Raw genomic sequence first — 17,556 nt, forward strand, 5'->3', positions numbered from 1 at the left:
CATAATATTCAAAAAGAAAAAACCCTTCTCCTACAATATATTTTTGTAGATGAAAGGTTATGACTAAAAATCCTATTTGAAATGTATTATTGAAAAAACCTTCTAATTGCTTTAGATTACTCGCTCATAAAAGCAGGTTCTTTCGTATGCTCATCGATCGAATAAGGTAAAGAATAAGCTGGAACAAACATCGAATCTTTCACTAATAAGTATCTGATATCCTTTTTCGTTAAGGATTCTATATTTTTTTCCTCTTTTAATTTTTTGTAAAGATCCATTCTGTAATCAACATAGATCTCTCCGTTCGTGCCAACCACAAATGGTAAATTTACGTTCGTATACGGACTGACCGCGAACGGTTCCTCTTTGTACCCTATTTTGTTAAAATCAAGTGAAAATACATTTTCACCAATTTTCTCCTTATAGGGAGGGTATCCGCCATTCGCACTAATACGGAGTTTTATATCTCTTATCGTATCTGTGATTCTTAAATCTAACAATTTAACTTTTGGTTGTTGTTCAACATCAACTAATACATATTGAAAGATTCCACCACTTTCAAATGCATTTCCCGGTATATCTGACAAATATCTTGGAACAATTTTTTGGAAGTCAATTAAGTATTTTTGATAAATCGGTGTTGTGCCCTCTTTTGTTTTGATCGGAAGAATTCCACCATTATCTTTTTGAAACTGGTGAACTGCCGATTGAACGGAAACAATTTGGTCTTCGTATGGGATTTGATTTTGCGATAATTTTTCTTTAGGATACATACAGCCTGAAAGGATTAGGATAGTAAACACTAAAAGTAAATAATTCTTTTTTTTCATTTATTTTCAATCCTTTAGTAATAATAGCTATGCGGTTGGACCACTTAAGACAACAAAAATGATGATTATTCCTGATATAATCATCAATATGTATGCAATAATGCCGGTTAGCCATTTAAATATTCCCTTTAGCTTGTACCTACTAAAAAAAATAAGAATAATAGCTAAGAACATAAACCCCATAGACGCTAGGGAGATCCACATTTTTAATAACGATTGTGACATGATTAAACCTCCTTTTTCCGAAGGTAATTATAACATATGGAGAAATAAAGGGTGAAATATTATTCGTCAATACATAAATAGACCGAAGTAAAGAGGGGCAATTCTTTACTTCGGATCTATTATGACTAAATAGCCCACACAGTTCAATTACTAGTGTGCTTCGTTGCATTGTATGCTAAATAAGTACTATTCGTATCCTCGAATGCCCATTTTCGAAGAAAAAAAGTTTTACGAATTTAACTTTCCACTCCTCTTTCATCAAGGGCAATGGCAAGGTCTTCCATTTCATGGGTCTTTCCTCTAGCCATTAGTTGATCAACAGCTGTCTTTGGATGTATGTTATCAAATAGTACTTTATAAAGTGCATCAGTTATAGGCATTTGTACTTCATATTTCTCAGCTAGTTGATGGGCTGCTTTCGTTGTACGTACACCTTCAACTACCATCCCCATATTGTCTAATACCTGCTGTAAGCTCTGACCTTTACCTAAAAGGTTTCCAGCTCTCCAGTTCCGAGAATGAATGCTTGTACAGGTAGCAATTAAATCACCAATACCTGTTAAGCCGGAAAATGTTAACGGATTTGCCCCCATTTTCGTTCCAACTCTAGCAATTTCAGCTAATCCTCTAGTCATTAGAGCAGCCTTAGCATTGTCTCCATAGCCTAATCCATCCGTTATTCCCGCTGCTAATGCAATAATATTCTTTAAAGCACCGCCGATTTCAACACCAATCACATCGGGGTTCGTATAGACACGAAAATGCTGATTAATAAATAAATCTTGAATCTCCTCAGCAACCTCCATATTTTCAGAAGAAACGGTCACTGTAGTAGGTTGTCTTAAAACAACTTCTTCGGCATGACTAGGTCCAGATAGAACGACAACATTACCTAGAATTATTGGAGGAAGCTCCTCTTTTATCATTTCAGAAATTCTTAATAAAGAATCCGGTTCAATGCCTTTACTTACATGGACAATGGTTAGTTGCTTTGTCATTTGCATTTCACGAATATTTCTTAAAACTTCACGAATTGCTTTTGTTGGGACTGCTAATATAACAATTTCAATATTTGTTAATGCCTCATGAAGAGACGAAAAGGCCACGATATTTTCAGGAAGCTCTATTTTAGGTAAGTATTTTTGATTCGTATGATGGGTGTTTATTTCATCCACCTGTAAAGGATTATGACTCCATAACCGAACTTCATGACCGTTATCGGCCAATACTAATGATAATGCTGTACCCCAACTACCAGCTCCGAGAACAGCTACTTTCTTTTGTACTCGTTGCATACTTATCACAACCTTCTCCTATAATTGGCCAGCGAAAACGGCTAGAGCAAGCCGCTTTTCGCTTCTCTACAATTGTCCAGCTTCAGCGCCTAGCCCCTCGAGGTCAAATGTTCGCGATACAAAAAGTCAAAGAACGACTTTCTGTATCGCGAAGCATTTGCTTGTCGGGGCTGAGCAAGGCGCTTTCGCTTCTCTACTTTCTTTCACGGGCAAAAATCTTAATCGGTGTACCTTCGAATCCAAAGGCATCACGAATTCTATTTTCTAAGAAACGCTCGTATGAAAAATGCAATAATTCAGGTTCGTTTACAAATACCACAAAGGTTGGAGGTTTAACAGCAACTTGTGTCGTATAGAAAATCTTCAAACGTCGACCATTATCTGTAGGAGTTGGATTCATTGCTACTGCATCCATAATTACATCGTTCAATACAGATGTTTCAACGCGTAACGAATGATTTTCACTAACCGTATTAATCATTGGCAATAAATTCAAAACCCGTTTTTTTGTTTTAGCAGATAAGAAAACAATAGGAGCATAATCGAGATATTGAAAATGATCACGAATTTTTTCTTCATATTCATTCATCGTTTTCTCGTCTTTCTCTATTGCATCCCATTTATTGACAACAATGATAACTCCTCGTCCTGCTTCATGCGCATATCCAGCAATTTTTTTATCCTGCTCGATGATTCCTTCTTCTGCATTTAATACCACTAGGACAACATCGGAACGTTCAATAGCTCTTAATGCCCGTAATACACTATATTTTTCGGTGCTTTCATATACTTTTCCTTTTTTTCTCATCCCAGCTGTATCAATAATGACATATTTTTGCCCATGATACGTATATATTGAATCGACTGCATCCCTTGTGGTTCCAGCTACATCACTAACAATGACCCTTTCTTCTCCCAACAAAGCATTCACTAAGGATGATTTACCTACATTTGGACGACCGATTAAAGAGAATTTGATCATATCCTCTTCATAATCGCCCCCTTTATCTTTCGGGAAGTGCTTAGCTACCTCATCAAGTAAATCACCTAAACCGAGACCATGAGAACCGGAGATAGGAAATGGATCACCAAATCCAAGTGCATAGAAATCATAGATTTGATCTCTCATGTCCGGGTTGTCCACTTTATTCACCGCTAGGACAATAGGCTTCTTCGATTTATAAAGGATTTTTGCTACTTCTTCGTCAGCAGCTGTTACTCCTTCACGACCATTTGTCAAAAAGATAATAACATCTGCTTCATCAATTGCTATTTCTGCTTGCTGACGAATTTGTTCAAGGAAAGGCTCGTCCCCAATATCGATTCCGCCCGTATCAATAATATTAAAATCATGTGTTAACCATTCTCCTGTACTATAAATCCGATCTCTCGTAACACCTGGTATATCTTCAACAATCGATATTCTTTCGCCGACTATTCTATTAAATATCGTGGATTTTCCAACATTAGGTCTTCCAACGATGGCTACAACTGGCTTAACCAAAGCAGTCACCCTTTCCCTTTTATCTATAAATGACATATATTATATATGTATAATATCGTAATTATTAAATAAACCCTTCTAAGTATAGAAGGGTTTAACTATACTATCTTACCAATCAAAGCATTTTAGTGCAAATAAAACTTAAAAAGGAGCTAGTTAAGTTGTTTTTTGCTTCCCCTTGTAATGGTTTGAATATGGTTTTCAAAATAACCAATTGCAGACTTTATACAAGACCACCCTATAAGCATTGTAATAGTGAATGAACATACATCTAAAAATACGAACGATCCGATTGTATATGGGAAAGTGTATCGGTGAAGAATCATCGCAAATATAAATTCCCCATAAATACACCCAGTTACGACAGTAATAATTCTCCAAATGAGCTTTTGTTGTAAGAGAACAGTTAAGTACGTTAATAGCCCCCCTAGCAACCATTCCCTTTTAAAGATAATCCATATTGGATCGAACAATTCGAAAAGTTGAAATGCCACAAAGCCTATTCCAATAATTAATGAACTTATTAGCAGATAGCATTTTCTCTTTACTGGCAATAAGGCAATTTTAAAAAAACATAAAAATAAGATCAATATCGCTACATAACTTACTGAATAATTTTCAATCGTAAAAGTATAAGGTGAAAAAATAATAATCATTAATATATAGCATGCATATGGGAGACGATTATGATTATTTTTATTTGCTAAAAAGGTAGTAATTATCCAAACGGTCCAGCAAAACCCATAAAAATAGAGTCCTTCCATATCATCCCTCCTTATCTCCATTATGGGAAAATATAAGGCAATTTAATCTCGAATTGTATATTTTATTGGAAATTCATCATCTTAAACAGTAGGGAGGTGTTATGATGGGAAAGGATCGGCAGGAGAAGAAATTAAAGCAAAGCAGAAGAGTTGAATCGGACCGTGATCAAGCACTGCATTTTGATGGGGCAACTAAATTATCTAGTCCTGAAGAAGCTAGAAAGCTTAATGATGGTAAATAAATTCGAAAAGAGCTCTCTATTTAGTAGGGAGCTCTTTTCTATCGTTGACTATATTTTTGTGTATTGATTCCTCTTTCTTTTAACCAGTGATGGACATTTCCTGATATAACAAGGGGGACATTTTGTAATTCTTTAATGCTCCTTACACCTAGTGCAAGCATCATATAACGAATCTCTTCTTCTAATTTCCTTGCTTTCTGGATCGTATCTTCAAGTCCATTTTCAATTAATGGCTTTAAGAAAAAGCCCGCTAGTCCCACTGCGTCAGCACCGAGAGCAATAGATTTAACAATATCTAAACTTTGCTTTATTCCGCCGGAAGAAATAATTGAACATGAAGGGCAAGCACTTTTCGCTTCTACTATTGAAATAGCAGTAGGAATTCCCCAATCATTAAAAAAGGTTAATTCTTCCATTCGGCGAGCGTTTTCAATGAAAGCAAAATTCGTACCCCCGTATCCACCAACATCTACTGCCGTGACTCCAATCGAAAATAATTTTTCTACAGTTTCTTTCGACATTCCAAAACCGACTTCTTTAATAATTACAGGGACATTTATTTGATGAACAATATTTTCAATTCGTTTTAGCGCACCACGAAAATCTCGATCACCCTCTGGCATCGTAATTTCTTGCACGACATTTAAATGAATTTGCAACGCATTTGCCGCAATCATTTCGACGGCCATTTTTGCTTGTTCTACACTTGCTTCACTACCCAAGTTTGCAAATATAATCCCAGTCGGATTTTCTTTTCGAACAATTTCGTAGCTTCCCTTTTCAACTGGATCCTTTAACGCTGACATTTGTGATCCAACAGCCATCGCCATTCCTAATTCATTTGCAATTATCGCTAGTTGACCGTTAATTCGAGTGGTCTGTTCTCCTCCACCTCCAGTCATAGCATTGATAAAAATAGGCGAACTTAACGGAAGTTCGCCTATAAAATGTTTTAAACTAATTTCTACTAATGCCAGATTTGGTAGACTTTGATGAACAAAAGTTACATCGTTAAATCCAGAGCTGTTATTTTGCTTTAAGTCTTGTAATGCATACTGGATATGTTCCCATTTTCTTTTGGCTCTAGTCATTTTATCACCATATTAATTTTTCAAATTTTTCAACATATCTCCAATGACTTCTCCTAATTGGAAACCTTTTGTTTCTTCTGGAAGTTCATACTTTTCATACTCTTCTTCGAACTTTTCTTCAAGCTCTTTCATACTTAATGAAATGCGTTGATCAGCCTCATTCACATCTAATACTTTTACTTTAACAATCTGACCTTCTTTTAATACTTCAAATGGAGTAGCGATGTGTTTATGAGAAATTTGCGAGATATGGACAAGTCCTTCCACACCCGGAAATACTTCAACAAAAGCACCATATGACACAAGTCTTCGAACTTTCCCCTCTAAAACGCTACCTTTTGGTGCATTATCATTCATATTGGTCCAAGGTCCAGGTTGAGTCTCTTTAATAGATAGAGAAATTCGTTCATTGTCACGGTCCACACTTAGTACCTTTACTGTTACTTTTTGGCCTTCTTCTACGATTTCACTCGGTTTATCAACATGTTGATGTGAAAGTTGGGAAATGTGAACTAAACCATCAATTCCTCCAATATCTACAAAAACGCCAAAATCAGTTATACGTTGAACAGTGCCTTCCAACACTTTTCCTGATTGGATGGAATCCAATATCGCCTTTTTTTGCTGACCCTTTTCTTGCTCGATTACTGCACGATGAGAAAGGATTAATCGATTTTTTTCTTTATCTAGTTCTACAATTTTAAACGATAAAGTTAAATCCATGTATTCAGAGAAATCTTCAACAAAATGTGCTTCTACTAAAGAAGCCGGGACAAACCCACGTACACCTAAATCTACAACAAGACCACCTTTTACGACATCTTTCACTTGTGCCTCAAAAATAGCTCCTGTTTCAAATTTTTGTGCTAAATCCTCCCATGCTTTTTCAGCATCTATTCTTCTTTTTGAAAGGATTAGTGCGTCTTCCTCCACCTTAATTACTTCAAGATCTAATTCCTCATTTTCGGTAACAACATCTGAGGCTTTTTCCACATGTAAACTCGATAACTCGCTAATTGGAATAATTCCATCTAGCTTACTATTTTCAATGTTTACAATGACTTGTTTTTCCTCAACCTTAGTAACTTGTCCCTTCACTTTGTCGCCAACTTGAAATTCTCTTACTTCAACTTGATTTAAATCTTCAGTCATATGTAATCCTCCCTATCCATTACCTTTTTTGTTTAATTTATATAAATTGAGTTGCTAATATAAGAATTTTTAAAAAACTCCTTTTTACTAACTTCTTATAAAAGGAGCCTTTTGTCAAGCAATTGAATCCTTATTTCCTGTGCTCCATTATTAATTGTTTTATTGCATTCATAATTACATCCGTAGTTTCATCTGCTGATGCTTTTGCCATTCTAAGTTCATCCATTGGGATCGGTTTTCCATACACTACTTTTAATTTTTGAAAAGCTTTATATGGACCAATAATGGCGCATGGAACAATTTTTGCTTCTGTCCTTAATGCAAAAAAACCTGCACCAGCTAATCCTTTACCTAATTCGCCATCCTTACTTCTCGTTCCTTCTGGAAAAAGTCCGAAAACTTTCCCTTCTTTTAAAATATTTAAACCCTTTCTTAATGCCTCCCGATCACTCATACCTCGTTTAACAGGAAAGGCATTTAAATGAGGAACCAATTTCCCTAGAATGGGGACCTTGAAGAGTTCGTCCTTTGCCATAAAATGTACAGGTCTCGGAGCAGTAATTCCAACTACTGGCGGATCAAAATTATTAATATGGTTGGTGCATAAAAGTACACCACCTTCTTTTGGAAAGTTTTCTAAACCTATTATTTCTATTCGATATAATGGTTTAAATACTGCGCTGACAACGGATCGAGCAAAAGAATACATGGTCATCGTATTTCGATCCTTTCTAATGCTAAATGGACGATTTTATCAACAACTTCATTAATGGTTAAAGATGTTGTGTCTATTTCAATCGCGTCATCAGCTTTTCGTAATGGAGCGATTTCCCTTTCAGAATCAATTTTATCTCGAGTTGAGATCTCCCTTTTTAAATTCTCTAAATCAGAGGGGTATCCTTTTTTAAGATTTTCTTGATGTCGCCTTTGTGCCCGCTCATCAACACTTGCTAAAAGAAATACCTTAACCTCTGCATGTGGTAAAACAAAGGTACCGATATCTCTTCCATCCATGACTACACCACCGTTAATAGCAAACTCTTGCTGGCGTTTGACCATTTCTTCACGGATTAGTTTATGGATGGCAACATTGGAAACAGCGTTCGTTACCTCTGATGATCGTATCTCTTCAGATACATTTTTTCCATCTAGAACGACTAGTTGTCCATTTGGACTTGGAAATAACTCAATTTTTGTATTTTGAAGTAAAGAGAATAGTGCGGTTTCATCTTCTAATTTGATTCCATTAACTTGAGCTTTATATGTAATAGACCTATACATAGCACCCGTGTCTATATAGATATAGGAAAATTTTTCTGCTACGATTTTAGCTACTGTACTTTTACCAGCAGCAGCAGGCCCGTCAATTGCAATCGATATTTTTTTAGTCATATTTCCTCCCAAATTCAAAACAGATTATTCAATTTCACCTATCTCTTATTTTATCATATAAAACAAAAATCTTACTTCATTTTGATGATTTCATAAAAGAAAAAGGCTGTTCTCGTGAATTTTGTTGTACTTGAACAAGTAGAGTGGTTGATTTCCACTGCAGGTTGCTCGCTCGCTTTCCGCGGGGCGAGCGGTGAGCCTCCTCGTAGCACGGCTCATGCGGGGTCTCACCTGTCCCGCTGCTCCCGCAGGAGTCTCGCACCTTCCGTTCCAATCAACCTCTATATCATTAGATTGCGTTTTCAAAACTTTTTTCAAAAGGCCGTTTATACAAAATTTGTTGCTTTTTAGTGAAATTTAACTTTAATTATCTGAGTTTATTGTAGCGGAGGGCACTTGACTCCTGCGGGAAATAGAGGGAAGTGGGAGACCCCGCAGGCGCAAGCCGAGGAGGCTCCCATCCCTCCCCGCGGAAAGCAAGTGCATGCAGCAGAAATCAACGGATCAATTTTATAGTCTGAAACAACAATTTTTATGAAAAGAGCCAAGTAAAAAGACAGGTGAAGTCACCTGCCTAGTGTTTCTAATATTTCTGAATAATTCTCGTTGTTTACTCCTTCATATTGAATGATTTCTTTAAGTTCAGGAAATGCATTAAAATGATGGAAAACTATTTGGGTTATTATTAGGAAAAGAAACTGGACAATAATAACCTTGATCAAAATTCGTTCAAAATTTTTCATCATACCGCTCCATAATTTTAATTTTATATCTATTATGGAGAAAATACGGGTTATTTATTCTTTTAATATGTGATGCCTTTTTTCTTCATCGCTAATTGCCGTTCAAAACTAAACCTTAAAAAATATTGACGCTCATTACTTGATAAATCAAGAAATTGAAGCGATATCATTTTTCTAGTCTCATTTCTAGGAATGACACGAACAACATTACATAATAGTTTTAAATAATGATATTCTCCGTTTTGCATAGGTAAGACAAACCAAGTTTCAATAACCATTCCTTCTTTTATATTTAGTTCATGTGGAACTAGGATAGCCGCCCCTCCTGCACTAATATCTTCAGTTATGGTCGTAAAAGGGAGAAATTCCGAATTTGTCGGATGAATGGCAATATCTGTTGGTGTCTCTACTCTTACAAATTGCCGACGTTGAATTTTAATTAAATGTTCCTTACCAGGAAAAGTTAAGATTAACATGGGAATATTTTGTTTCGTTCTACCCTTCACTTCTGTTTCAAAAACATATACAGAACCATCCTCACCAACAAATGAAACTTTCAACTGTGTCCCATCTAATAGAAATGCTGTGCGATTCGTTTTTAAATTAACAGGATAATCAATATATAAATCATTACCTTTTTGTTCAACTAATTTACATTTATATCTTTCAAATGAATTAGAATATTTGGGCTCAAGAGTAAGAACGTCCCCAATACTTATCATACCAATCACTCTTTCTCTAAATTACCTAAAAAAGTAAAAATCAAATAGATTACTTTCGTATTATCTTTCCTTATTATGCCACGTATTACCAGAACTGCAAAGAAACATTTTTTAACAAATGGTAAAATTGTACTAACTTGCTAATAAAGAAAAAGGAAAAGCAAAAATGCTTTTCCTTTAAAGTACATCTTCATATACAGGTTCTGCATTACGTAATTTCTCAACTTTTTCTTCCATTCCCGTTTCAGCATTTACATAGATACGATACGTATCGTCTCCTAATGTTCCTAAAAATTCATGGCACAATACTTCTTGGTTAATATCATTTAAAATAACCGCCAATCGTGTTTCTTGAATTTTTAAGTTAGGATTTATTTTCGTTCGAGCCTCTTTCTCTGATAAAGAAGGAGCAGGTATTTCCCTTGTATAGTGGGATTTCAAATAATCACTTGCTGAAAGTCCGATAATTTTTCCGTTATCTAAGGCTACCTTTACCTTAATCGCATCTGGATAAATACGTACATCTTTTTGTTTACCTACAAAGGTAAATACTCCAATATGATCATATTGGGAACTTTCAAACAAATCTAAATCCTCAAAACCATTATCTTTCAAAAATTTTATTGCATCCTGTGAAGCTTGATTTAGACTGATTTTTTGTGTTTTTACATCCCTCGATAGAATATACCAAATTGGGTATCCTCCCACTTTGGTAATATCCATATTCGCTTCTAAGCCTGATTTACTGTCTTTTATCGATACACTATAAAAACCATAATCTGATCCTTTTCCATTTTCAATCACTTGTATTTTTTCGTGATTATTTAAACCGGAATATTTTTTAGCGATTTTGGCTGCTTCATTTTTATTAATCTTTGGGCCTTTAAGTTTTTTATAGTTTTCATCCTTTACCTGCATATTTGTAAATGCCGGCCCAAAATCAGTTTCATCATATTCAGATACAGTTTTCTCAACCGTTTTAAATCCATCAATGATTGTATTATCGACAGATTCCTTTTGTGTTGCTAAGGCAAGCTCAACATCCATCCAACGTAAGTTTTTCTCCAAAACAAGATGCTGGACTTTCCTTAATTCTTTTTGAATATCAGCTGATTGTTTATACAGAGTTTTAAGTGCTGCATACTCCTTGTCATTCAGTGGCTCTTTATCAAGATCTCTTACAGCTGTTCGGTAGCTAAAATCTCCTATTTTGGCCAAAAATTCCTCAGTTTTATTAAATGGTAATAAGGTCAAAGGCAATTGGCCAACATCCCCATGTGCCTCAGAAGTTATTCTCCATACTTCCACTAAAGCAGGGGATAATGATTTCCGAGAATTCATTGCCAAAGTGGTTCCAATTTTATCATTTAATAAATCTATCTGGTAGGATAAATCATGAAACGCTCTTTGATAATTATTTTCTGCATTTAACAGGACAGCATTTTTTTCACGATGTTCTTGATAACCCCAGAAAGCAGTTCCTGCGACTCCTAAGGATAATACGGCAATCAAGATTCCTCTAAGCAATTTTCTTCACCCCTTTATTTACAAAAAATATGTTTGCCAATTCTCTTAATTTGCGGTCGTCCCCAAATCCAAGCACTTGTCGCTGTATCTGGGTTAAAATAATATAGTGCTTCACCAGTAGGATCCCAGCCATTCATTGCATCTAAAACTGCTTTTTTTGCCTTTTCATTCGGTGTTAACCAGATTTGACCATCAGCTACTGCTGTAAATGCACCAGGTTCAAAAATAACTCCAGAAACGGTATTAGGAAAGGTTGCACTTTGAACTCGATTTAAAATAACAGCCGCAACAGCTACTTGTCCTTCATATGATTCGCCTCTTGCTTCTCCATAGACTGCATTCGCCATTAATTGAATATCATTTTGAGAATAGCCGCTTGGAACGTTTGCCGCAGAAGGCTTTGATTGTTTGTTCGCAGTTGGAGTTGTACTCTTTTTCGGCGCTGCTTTATTACTTTTTGCCTGATTTTTGTTCGAAAACCCGCCATAGTGAGTAAAATCATTTCCTTGATTCATTTGTTGCTTAACGAAATTTTTATCATATTTAGAAGCTTTTACGAGCTTTGCTTTAGTATCCGTACCAGCCAATCCATCAATTGGTAAGCCAAATTCATATTGAAAATTACGTAATGCCCAATATGTCCCCCAGCCGAATACTCCATCAATTTTTCCATTGTAGAATCCAATATATTGTAACCTCGCCTGGAGCTCAATCACATCATCACCAACAGCTCCTTGTTGAATGATTTGATTTGAAAAAGCACCTGCCTTTAAACTTCCTCCAAACGGGAAACTTAGAATCAATACAATAGTGATCATTAAAAATCGGAAAAACTTCCTCTTCATGGAACTACCCTCCAATTATAAGATGAATAAACATTAATCCTATTTTTTGTTTGGAATGGGATTTTATTCATGATAGAGGTAAACTTTGGTTGTATAAAGAATAAAGACTCTCCCCTTATACATTTAAAAGGGAAGAGTCTTTTGAATTTTTAATTTGTTTTCAAGATGCTTAGTAGATAATATTCTAGCTTTTTTTACTTTTCTTAAGCCTAACCACCATAAAAAAATCATGAATGGAACCATATAGGAAACCCAATTTTTTAGTGAGAGTAGGATAAAATCATAAGTTCCATGTAGAAAGAACGGTAATAGTAATGAAAGGTAAATCCATTTTCTGTTACTCACAAGTGAAAATTTTCCTTTTCCTAAATAATAGCCCATAATCACTCCAAACAAGGCATGACTTGACACTGGAAGTAAAGCTCTTCCAATCGCATGCTCAAATCCATTTGCAACTAAATAAAGGATATTTTCAACTGTAGCAAATCCTAATGAAACGGCAGCACCGTAAACAATCCCATCATAAGGTTCATCAAACGATACATGTTTATAAACGGTATAAAAAAGGATAAACCACTTGAAAAACTCCTCTAATAAACTTGAAGTTATAAATGCATTCAATAAAGTGGATTGAAAAACCATCTCAGTCTTAAATACATATTGAATAAACATTAATGGAAAAACAAGAAGTGCACCAAAAATAAATGTTTTAAAAACAAATGAAACTGGCTCTGTTTCATATTCATCTTTCAGATAAAAATAGCTTAATAATGCCAAGCCGGGTGCAACCCCAGCAGATAAAATCGCTAACATGGGCGACCCTCTTTTCAATCTGTTTTATTAATCGTATCATGTAATAGGAAGAAAGAAAATAATGATCATTGATTTTACTTTCATTAAAGAGTTTTAAAGACGGAGGAAATTATGAAAAAAACGATATTAATTATTCATACAGGTGGAACGATTTCCATGAGTGAGGATTCCATTACTGGAGCAGTGAAACCTGGAGAACACAATCCACTTTTAGACAAAACTAACTCATTAACGGATTTAGCAAATGTAATCGTCGAGGAACCATTCAATCTTCCCTCACCACATATTACATCGAGTGAAATGCTTCAATTAAAAGATTTAATTGAAAAACACTTTCAGCAAAATCAGATTGATGGTGTAGTCATTACTCATGGAACAGACACACTTGAGGAAACAGCCTATTTCTTAGATTTAACTGTTCGTTTAGATATACCTATTGTAGTTACTGGAGCCATGCGATCAAGTAATGAAATCGGGTCTGATGGATTGTATAATTTAATGGAGTCAATCCGAGTAGCAAGTAATGAAGAAGCGAAAGGTAAAGGTGTTCTTGTCGTTTTAAATGATGAAATTCATACTGCAAAAAATGTAACAAAAACCCACACTAGTAATGTATCCACTTTTCAAAGTCCACAATATGGACCTATTGGAATCATTACGAAAAGAGGAATCGTTTTCCATCATGCCCCTACTAATAATGAATGTTATGAAATTACGAGTATAACAAAAAAGGTAGTATTGATCAAAGCCTATGCAGGAATGGATTCAACACTCCTATTAGCCATTAGTAATTTGCAATATGATGGCGTTGTTATTGAAGCACTTGGACAAGGTAATTTACCTCCCGCTACAGTTGAGGGAATAAAGAAACTGATTGAAAATAAAATTTCTGTTGTCCTTGTTTCACGTTGCTTTAATGGGATTGTTCAAGACATATATAGTTACGAAGGTGGTGGAAAGCAATTAAAAGATCTAGGTGTCATTTTCTCAAATGGGCTAAATGGACAAAAAGCTAGATTAAAATTACTTATTGCCCTTTCTTATACATCAGATATGAAAGAAGTAGAGACTATCTTTCAACATTAAAATCAGGGATACTTATCCCTGATTTTCTTTTGATATTATAGATTGTGCGATGAGATCTCCGTGAAATCGACCATTTTCAATAAAAATTTCGTTTGCATTATTTCCAGCGGCAATTACACCAGCAATATAAGCTCCATTTATGTTGGTTTCCATTGTTTCCTCATTAAAAAATGGTCTTCCCGTCTCACTGTCAATCTGGATACCTATTCGTTTCAAAAAATCATGATCAGGATGGTAGCCTGTCATCGCGAATACGAAATCATTCTTTATCCTTTTCACATCACCATTTTGCAAATACACTACTTCATTTCCATTAATTTCCTGTAAATGCGCATTGTATTCCATTTTTACAATTCCATTTTTTATTAAAGAATCAAATTCAGGCAAAATCCACGGTTTTACACTTGGCGAATATTCCTTCCCACGATAAAGGACAGTCACTCTTGCTCCAGCTTTCACTAATTCTAATGTGGCATCAACACTTGAATTTTTGCCTCCAATAACACATATATCTAAGTCAAAATAAGGATGTGCTTCTTTAAAATAATGAGAGACCTTTGGCAAGTCTTCCCCTTTAATTTTCAAATAATTAGGATGGTCATAATATCCTGTCGCAATGATGACATATTTAGTTTTATAAATTGATTTTTCTGATTCTATTAAAAAATAATCTTCACTCTTTATAACATTTAACACTTTTTCAAATGAATGTATTCGTAATTGTTTTCTCTTAGCAACTTCGCGATAATATACTAAAGCTTGATTTCTTTTAGGTTTATAGTCCTCTGTGACAAATGGCATATTCCCGATTTCCAGCTTTTCACTTGTACTAAAAAATGTTTGATGTGTAGGGTATTGATAAATAGCATTCACAATATTTCCTTTTTCAAGAATTAAAGGATTTTTACCTTTTTCCTTTAATGCAATGGCCGCCGCTAAACCACATGGCCCCCCACCAACAATGATGACATCTTCCAAGCTCATTTCCTCCTTACATTAGAAAAACGAAAAGCGCCTTGATTAGCCCCGACATGCAAATGCTTCACCACCCAGAATGTCTTTCTATGACTTTTTGTGTGGTAAACATTTGACCTTGAGGTCGACAATGGCGCGACGTCCTGTCGCATTGTCGATACTGTACTTCGGGGCTAGGACGCTTGCGCTGGACATTTTTCGAAAATCAAAAAAGTTATACATTCTTACCTACAAAAAAAATCCCCTATCTAATGATAGGAGATTTAGTGTCTTATTTCAAATATTAAATCCAACCTCTATAACGGCTTGCTTCCGCCATTTTACGTACTCCCACCATATATGCCGCTAGTCGCATATCTATACGACGGGTTTGGGCAGTATCGTAAATATTATTAAAGGATTTAACCATTACTTTTTCAAGTTTTTCTTCTACTTCTTCTTCCGACCAATAATATCCTTGGTTATTTTGTACCCATTCAAAGTATGAAACCGTTACACCGCCTGCAGATGCTAAAACGTCTGGTACAAGAAGAATCCCACGCTCAGTCAAAATTTGTGTCGCCTCTAGAGTAGTAGGTCCATTCGCTGCTTCTACTACAATGCTTGCACGAATATTATGAGCATTTTCTTCTGTAATTTGGTTTTCGATTGCTGCTGGTACTAAAATATCGCAATCTAATTCTAACAGTTCTTTATTCGTAATGGTATTATCAAATAATTTTGTTACTGTTCCAAAACTATCACGACGATCAAGTAAATAATCGATATCAAGACCATTCGGATCATATAACGCACCAAATGCATCGGAAATTCCAACGACTTTGGCACCAGCATCATGCATAAACTTTGATAAATAACTTCCAGCATTTCCAAAGCCTTGAACTACGACACGTGCGCCTTTTAATTGAATACCTCTTTTTTTAGCAGCCTCGTGAATACAAATAGTTACCCCTTTAGCTGTAGCTGATTCACGTCCATGTGATCCACCAAGAACAATAGGTTTTCCAGTAATAAAGCCCGGAGAATTAAATTCATCTATACGACTATATTCATCCATCATCCATGCCATGATTTGAGAATTTGTAAATACATCAGGAGCAGGTATATCTTTAGTAGGTCCGACAATTTGGCTAATAGCACGCACATACCCTCGGCTCAATCTCTCCAGTTCACGAAAAGACATATCGCGTGGATCGCAGATAATACCACCTTTACCGCCACCATATGGCAAATCAACAATTCCACATTTCAAGCTCATCCAAATCGATAATGCTTTCACTTCTTTTTCAGTAACGTTTGGATGGAAACGAATCCCACCCTTAGTAGGACCTACAGCATCATTATGCTGAGCACGATAGCCTGTAAAGACTTTGACAGTCCCGTCATCCATTCGCACCGGAATCTTCACCGTCATCATGCGAATTGGCTCTTTTAAAAGCTCATACACTTCTTCAGAATATCCAAGCTTTTCTAAAGCCTTGTGGATCACAGTTTGAGTTGACTTTAAAACGTCATGTTTGTCTTCCATATGTTTATTCTCAGTACCCTTGTCGGCTACCATTTTGTAAACCCTCCTAAAAACACTATTACGGTTGTTGTCCGCTTTCATGACATAGTATACACGTTTGTTTTTTTTATGCAAGATGAAAAGTGAACTTTTCCGCTTTTTTCGATTATTTTATGTAAACGTTGTCAAAAATATTAACTTAACAAAAAAATAGAGGCGGTAGCCACCTCATAAATATTATTTAAAATATTTATTAATTTTTTCGATTGCTTTATGATCAATAATAACCGTACCATATTCATCTAAAATATGGGAACTTACTAATGATGGATTACCGTATTCTGAAAGTATACATGCAATTTTTTCTATCATACTTTGATTAGTGGAGTCGTAAAGTAAGTAATACTTATTATCCTTATAAAATAATTTTCCTTCGAAAATATTTAAGTCTGCTAACCTTTTTGCCAATTGAACAATATCTTCAAAATCTTTAAATTCAAATAAGCAGTCCTCACATCCACCTACTGTCACTTGCATTTCGATGAATCCATCTGACTGGAAGTCTTCTTCATCCACAAATTCCTCTTCCATCGTCAGTATCATAATCATCCCTTGGGTTTGTAGTGAAAACACCTCTACAGCTACCTGACCTCGTATGTCAACACCGAATTCATCCGAAGCCTCATCCACCATTTCATGAAATAGCTGTTGCCATTTATTTGAGTCTTTCCAAATATCATCATTTGATATTCCTCGATGAAAAAGATCATCCGAACTAAGAGAAACTTTAATTTTATTTAATGTAATCCGCTCTAAGCGCATGCTTTTTCCTCCTGCTATGAC

At 35.5% G+C, this 17,556-nt stretch carries 19 protein-coding genes; 2 read left to right on the plus strand and 17 right to left on the minus strand.

The features are described from left to right. Positions 1 to 116: 116 nt before the first annotated feature. The 5 genes from ACFSO7_RS18050 to ACFSO7_RS18070 form a co-directional block, all read right to left on the minus strand. A complete protein-coding gene (locus tag ACFSO7_RS18050) occupies positions 117 to 830 on the minus strand; it encodes a hypothetical protein (protein ID WP_377878752.1) in 714 nt (237 codons plus the stop codon). A gap of 27 nt (positions 831 to 857) precedes the next feature. Next, positions 858 to 1,055: a DUF2768 domain-containing protein gene (locus tag ACFSO7_RS18055; RefSeq protein ID WP_377878754.1), complete on the minus strand. Its 198-nt coding sequence runs from the start codon at positions 1,053 to 1,055 to the stop codon at positions 858 to 860. 236 nt (positions 1,056 to 1,291) lie between these two features. Further along, positions 1,292 to 2,350 carry an NAD(P)H-dependent glycerol-3-phosphate dehydrogenase gene (locus ACFSO7_RS18060; RefSeq protein ID WP_377878755.1) on the minus strand — a complete coding sequence of 353 codons (1,059 nt, stop codon included), beginning with the start codon at positions 2,348 to 2,350 and terminating at the stop codon, positions 1,292 to 1,294. A gap of 193 nt (positions 2,351 to 2,543) precedes the next feature. After that, the gene (gene der, locus ACFSO7_RS18065; RefSeq protein WP_377878756.1) at positions 2,544 to 3,854 is read right to left on the minus strand and encodes a ribosome biogenesis GTPase Der; all 1,311 of its coding nucleotides are present in this window, start codon (positions 3,852 to 3,854) and stop codon (positions 2,544 to 2,546) included. A gap of 152 nt (positions 3,855 to 4,006) precedes the next feature. Next, positions 4,007 to 4,618 carry a YphA family membrane protein gene (locus tag ACFSO7_RS18070; protein ID WP_377878757.1) on the minus strand — a complete coding sequence of 204 codons (612 nt, stop codon included), beginning with the start codon at positions 4,616 to 4,618 and terminating at the stop codon, positions 4,007 to 4,009. Positions 4,619 to 4,722: 104 nt separating this feature from the next. On the opposite strand from ACFSO7_RS18070, the gene ACFSO7_RS18075 reads away from it, so the two are divergent. Continuing rightward, complete coding sequence (locus ACFSO7_RS18075; protein WP_377878758.1) at positions 4,723 to 4,860, plus strand: YpzI family protein; 138 nt, start codon at positions 4,723 to 4,725, stop codon at positions 4,858 to 4,860. Between the two features lie 38 nt (positions 4,861 to 4,898). On the opposite strand, the gene fni is transcribed toward ACFSO7_RS18075, so the two are convergent. The 9 genes from fni to prsW form a co-directional block, all read right to left on the minus strand. Continuing rightward, complete coding sequence (fni, locus tag ACFSO7_RS18080) at positions 4,899 to 5,951, minus strand: type 2 isopentenyl-diphosphate Delta-isomerase (protein ID WP_377878759.1); 1,053 nt, start codon at positions 5,949 to 5,951, stop codon at positions 4,899 to 4,901. Between the two features lie 12 nt (positions 5,952 to 5,963). Continuing rightward, positions 5,964 to 7,103, minus strand: coding sequence for a 30S ribosomal protein S1 (gene rpsA / locus ACFSO7_RS18085; protein ID WP_377878760.1), 1,140 nt, complete (start codon positions 7,101 to 7,103; stop codon positions 5,964 to 5,966). 130 nt (positions 7,104 to 7,233) lie between these two features. Continuing rightward, on the minus strand, positions 7,234 to 7,818 hold the full coding sequence (locus tag ACFSO7_RS18090; protein ID WP_377878761.1) for a lysophospholipid acyltransferase family protein: 585 nt from the start codon (positions 7,816 to 7,818) through the stop codon (positions 7,234 to 7,236). Then, the gene (cmk, locus tag ACFSO7_RS18095) at positions 7,815 to 8,495 is read right to left on the minus strand and encodes a (d)CMP kinase (protein WP_377878763.1); all 681 of its coding nucleotides are present in this window, start codon (positions 8,493 to 8,495) and stop codon (positions 7,815 to 7,817) included. Before cmk ends, ACFSO7_RS18090 begins: the two co-directional genes overlap by 4 nt. 566 nt (positions 8,496 to 9,061) lie before the next feature. Continuing rightward, the gene (locus tag ACFSO7_RS18100) at positions 9,062 to 9,241 is read right to left on the minus strand and encodes a YpfB family protein (protein WP_377878764.1); all 180 of its coding nucleotides are present in this window, start codon (positions 9,239 to 9,241) and stop codon (positions 9,062 to 9,064) included. Positions 9,242 to 9,300: 59 nt separating this feature from the next. Continuing rightward, positions 9,301 to 9,960, minus strand: a complete 660-nt coding sequence (locus tag ACFSO7_RS18105; RefSeq protein WP_377878766.1) for a flagellar brake protein — start codon at positions 9,958 to 9,960, stop codon at positions 9,301 to 9,303. Between the two features lie 177 nt (positions 9,961 to 10,137). After that, on the minus strand, positions 10,138 to 11,487 hold the full coding sequence (gene ypeB, locus ACFSO7_RS18110; RefSeq protein ID WP_377878767.1) for a germination protein YpeB: 1,350 nt from the start codon (positions 11,485 to 11,487) through the stop codon (positions 10,138 to 10,140). A gap of 14 nt (positions 11,488 to 11,501) precedes the next feature. Continuing rightward, positions 11,502 to 12,305 carry a spore cortex-lytic enzyme gene (sleB, locus tag ACFSO7_RS18115; protein ID WP_377879472.1) on the minus strand — a complete coding sequence of 268 codons (804 nt, stop codon included), beginning with the start codon at positions 12,303 to 12,305 and terminating at the stop codon, positions 11,502 to 11,504. 150 nt (positions 12,306 to 12,455) lie between these two features. Further along, a complete protein-coding gene (gene prsW / locus ACFSO7_RS18120) occupies positions 12,456 to 13,145 on the minus strand; it encodes a glutamic-type intramembrane protease PrsW (protein ID WP_377878768.1) in 690 nt (229 codons plus the stop codon). Between the two features lie 111 nt (positions 13,146 to 13,256). On the opposite strand from prsW, the gene ACFSO7_RS18125 reads away from it, so the two are divergent. Next, positions 13,257 to 14,231 (plus strand): asparaginase, encoded by a 975-nt coding sequence (locus tag ACFSO7_RS18125; RefSeq protein ID WP_377878769.1) that lies wholly within the window; start codon positions 13,257 to 13,259, stop codon positions 14,229 to 14,231. Positions 14,232 to 14,243: 12 nt separating this feature from the next. On the opposite strand, the gene ACFSO7_RS18130 is transcribed toward ACFSO7_RS18125, so the two are convergent. The 3 genes from ACFSO7_RS18130 to ACFSO7_RS18140 form a co-directional block, all read right to left on the minus strand. Further along, a complete protein-coding gene (locus tag ACFSO7_RS18130; protein WP_377878770.1) occupies positions 14,244 to 15,215 on the minus strand; it encodes a YpdA family putative bacillithiol disulfide reductase in 972 nt (323 codons plus the stop codon). A gap of 274 nt (positions 15,216 to 15,489) precedes the next feature. Then, positions 15,490 to 16,767, minus strand: a complete 1,278-nt coding sequence (locus tag ACFSO7_RS18135) for a Glu/Leu/Phe/Val family dehydrogenase (protein ID WP_377878771.1) — start codon at positions 16,765 to 16,767, stop codon at positions 15,490 to 15,492. Between the two features lie 183 nt (positions 16,768 to 16,950). Then, a complete protein-coding gene (locus ACFSO7_RS18140) occupies positions 16,951 to 17,535 on the minus strand; it encodes an adaptor protein MecA (RefSeq protein WP_377878773.1) in 585 nt (194 codons plus the stop codon). Positions 17,536 to 17,556: the final 21 nt, after the last annotated feature.

The organism is Bacillus sp. CGMCC 1.16607, from assembly GCF_042683745.1.
Classification (GTDB): domain Bacteria; phylum Bacillota; class Bacilli; order Bacillales; family Cytobacillaceae; genus Pseudoneobacillus.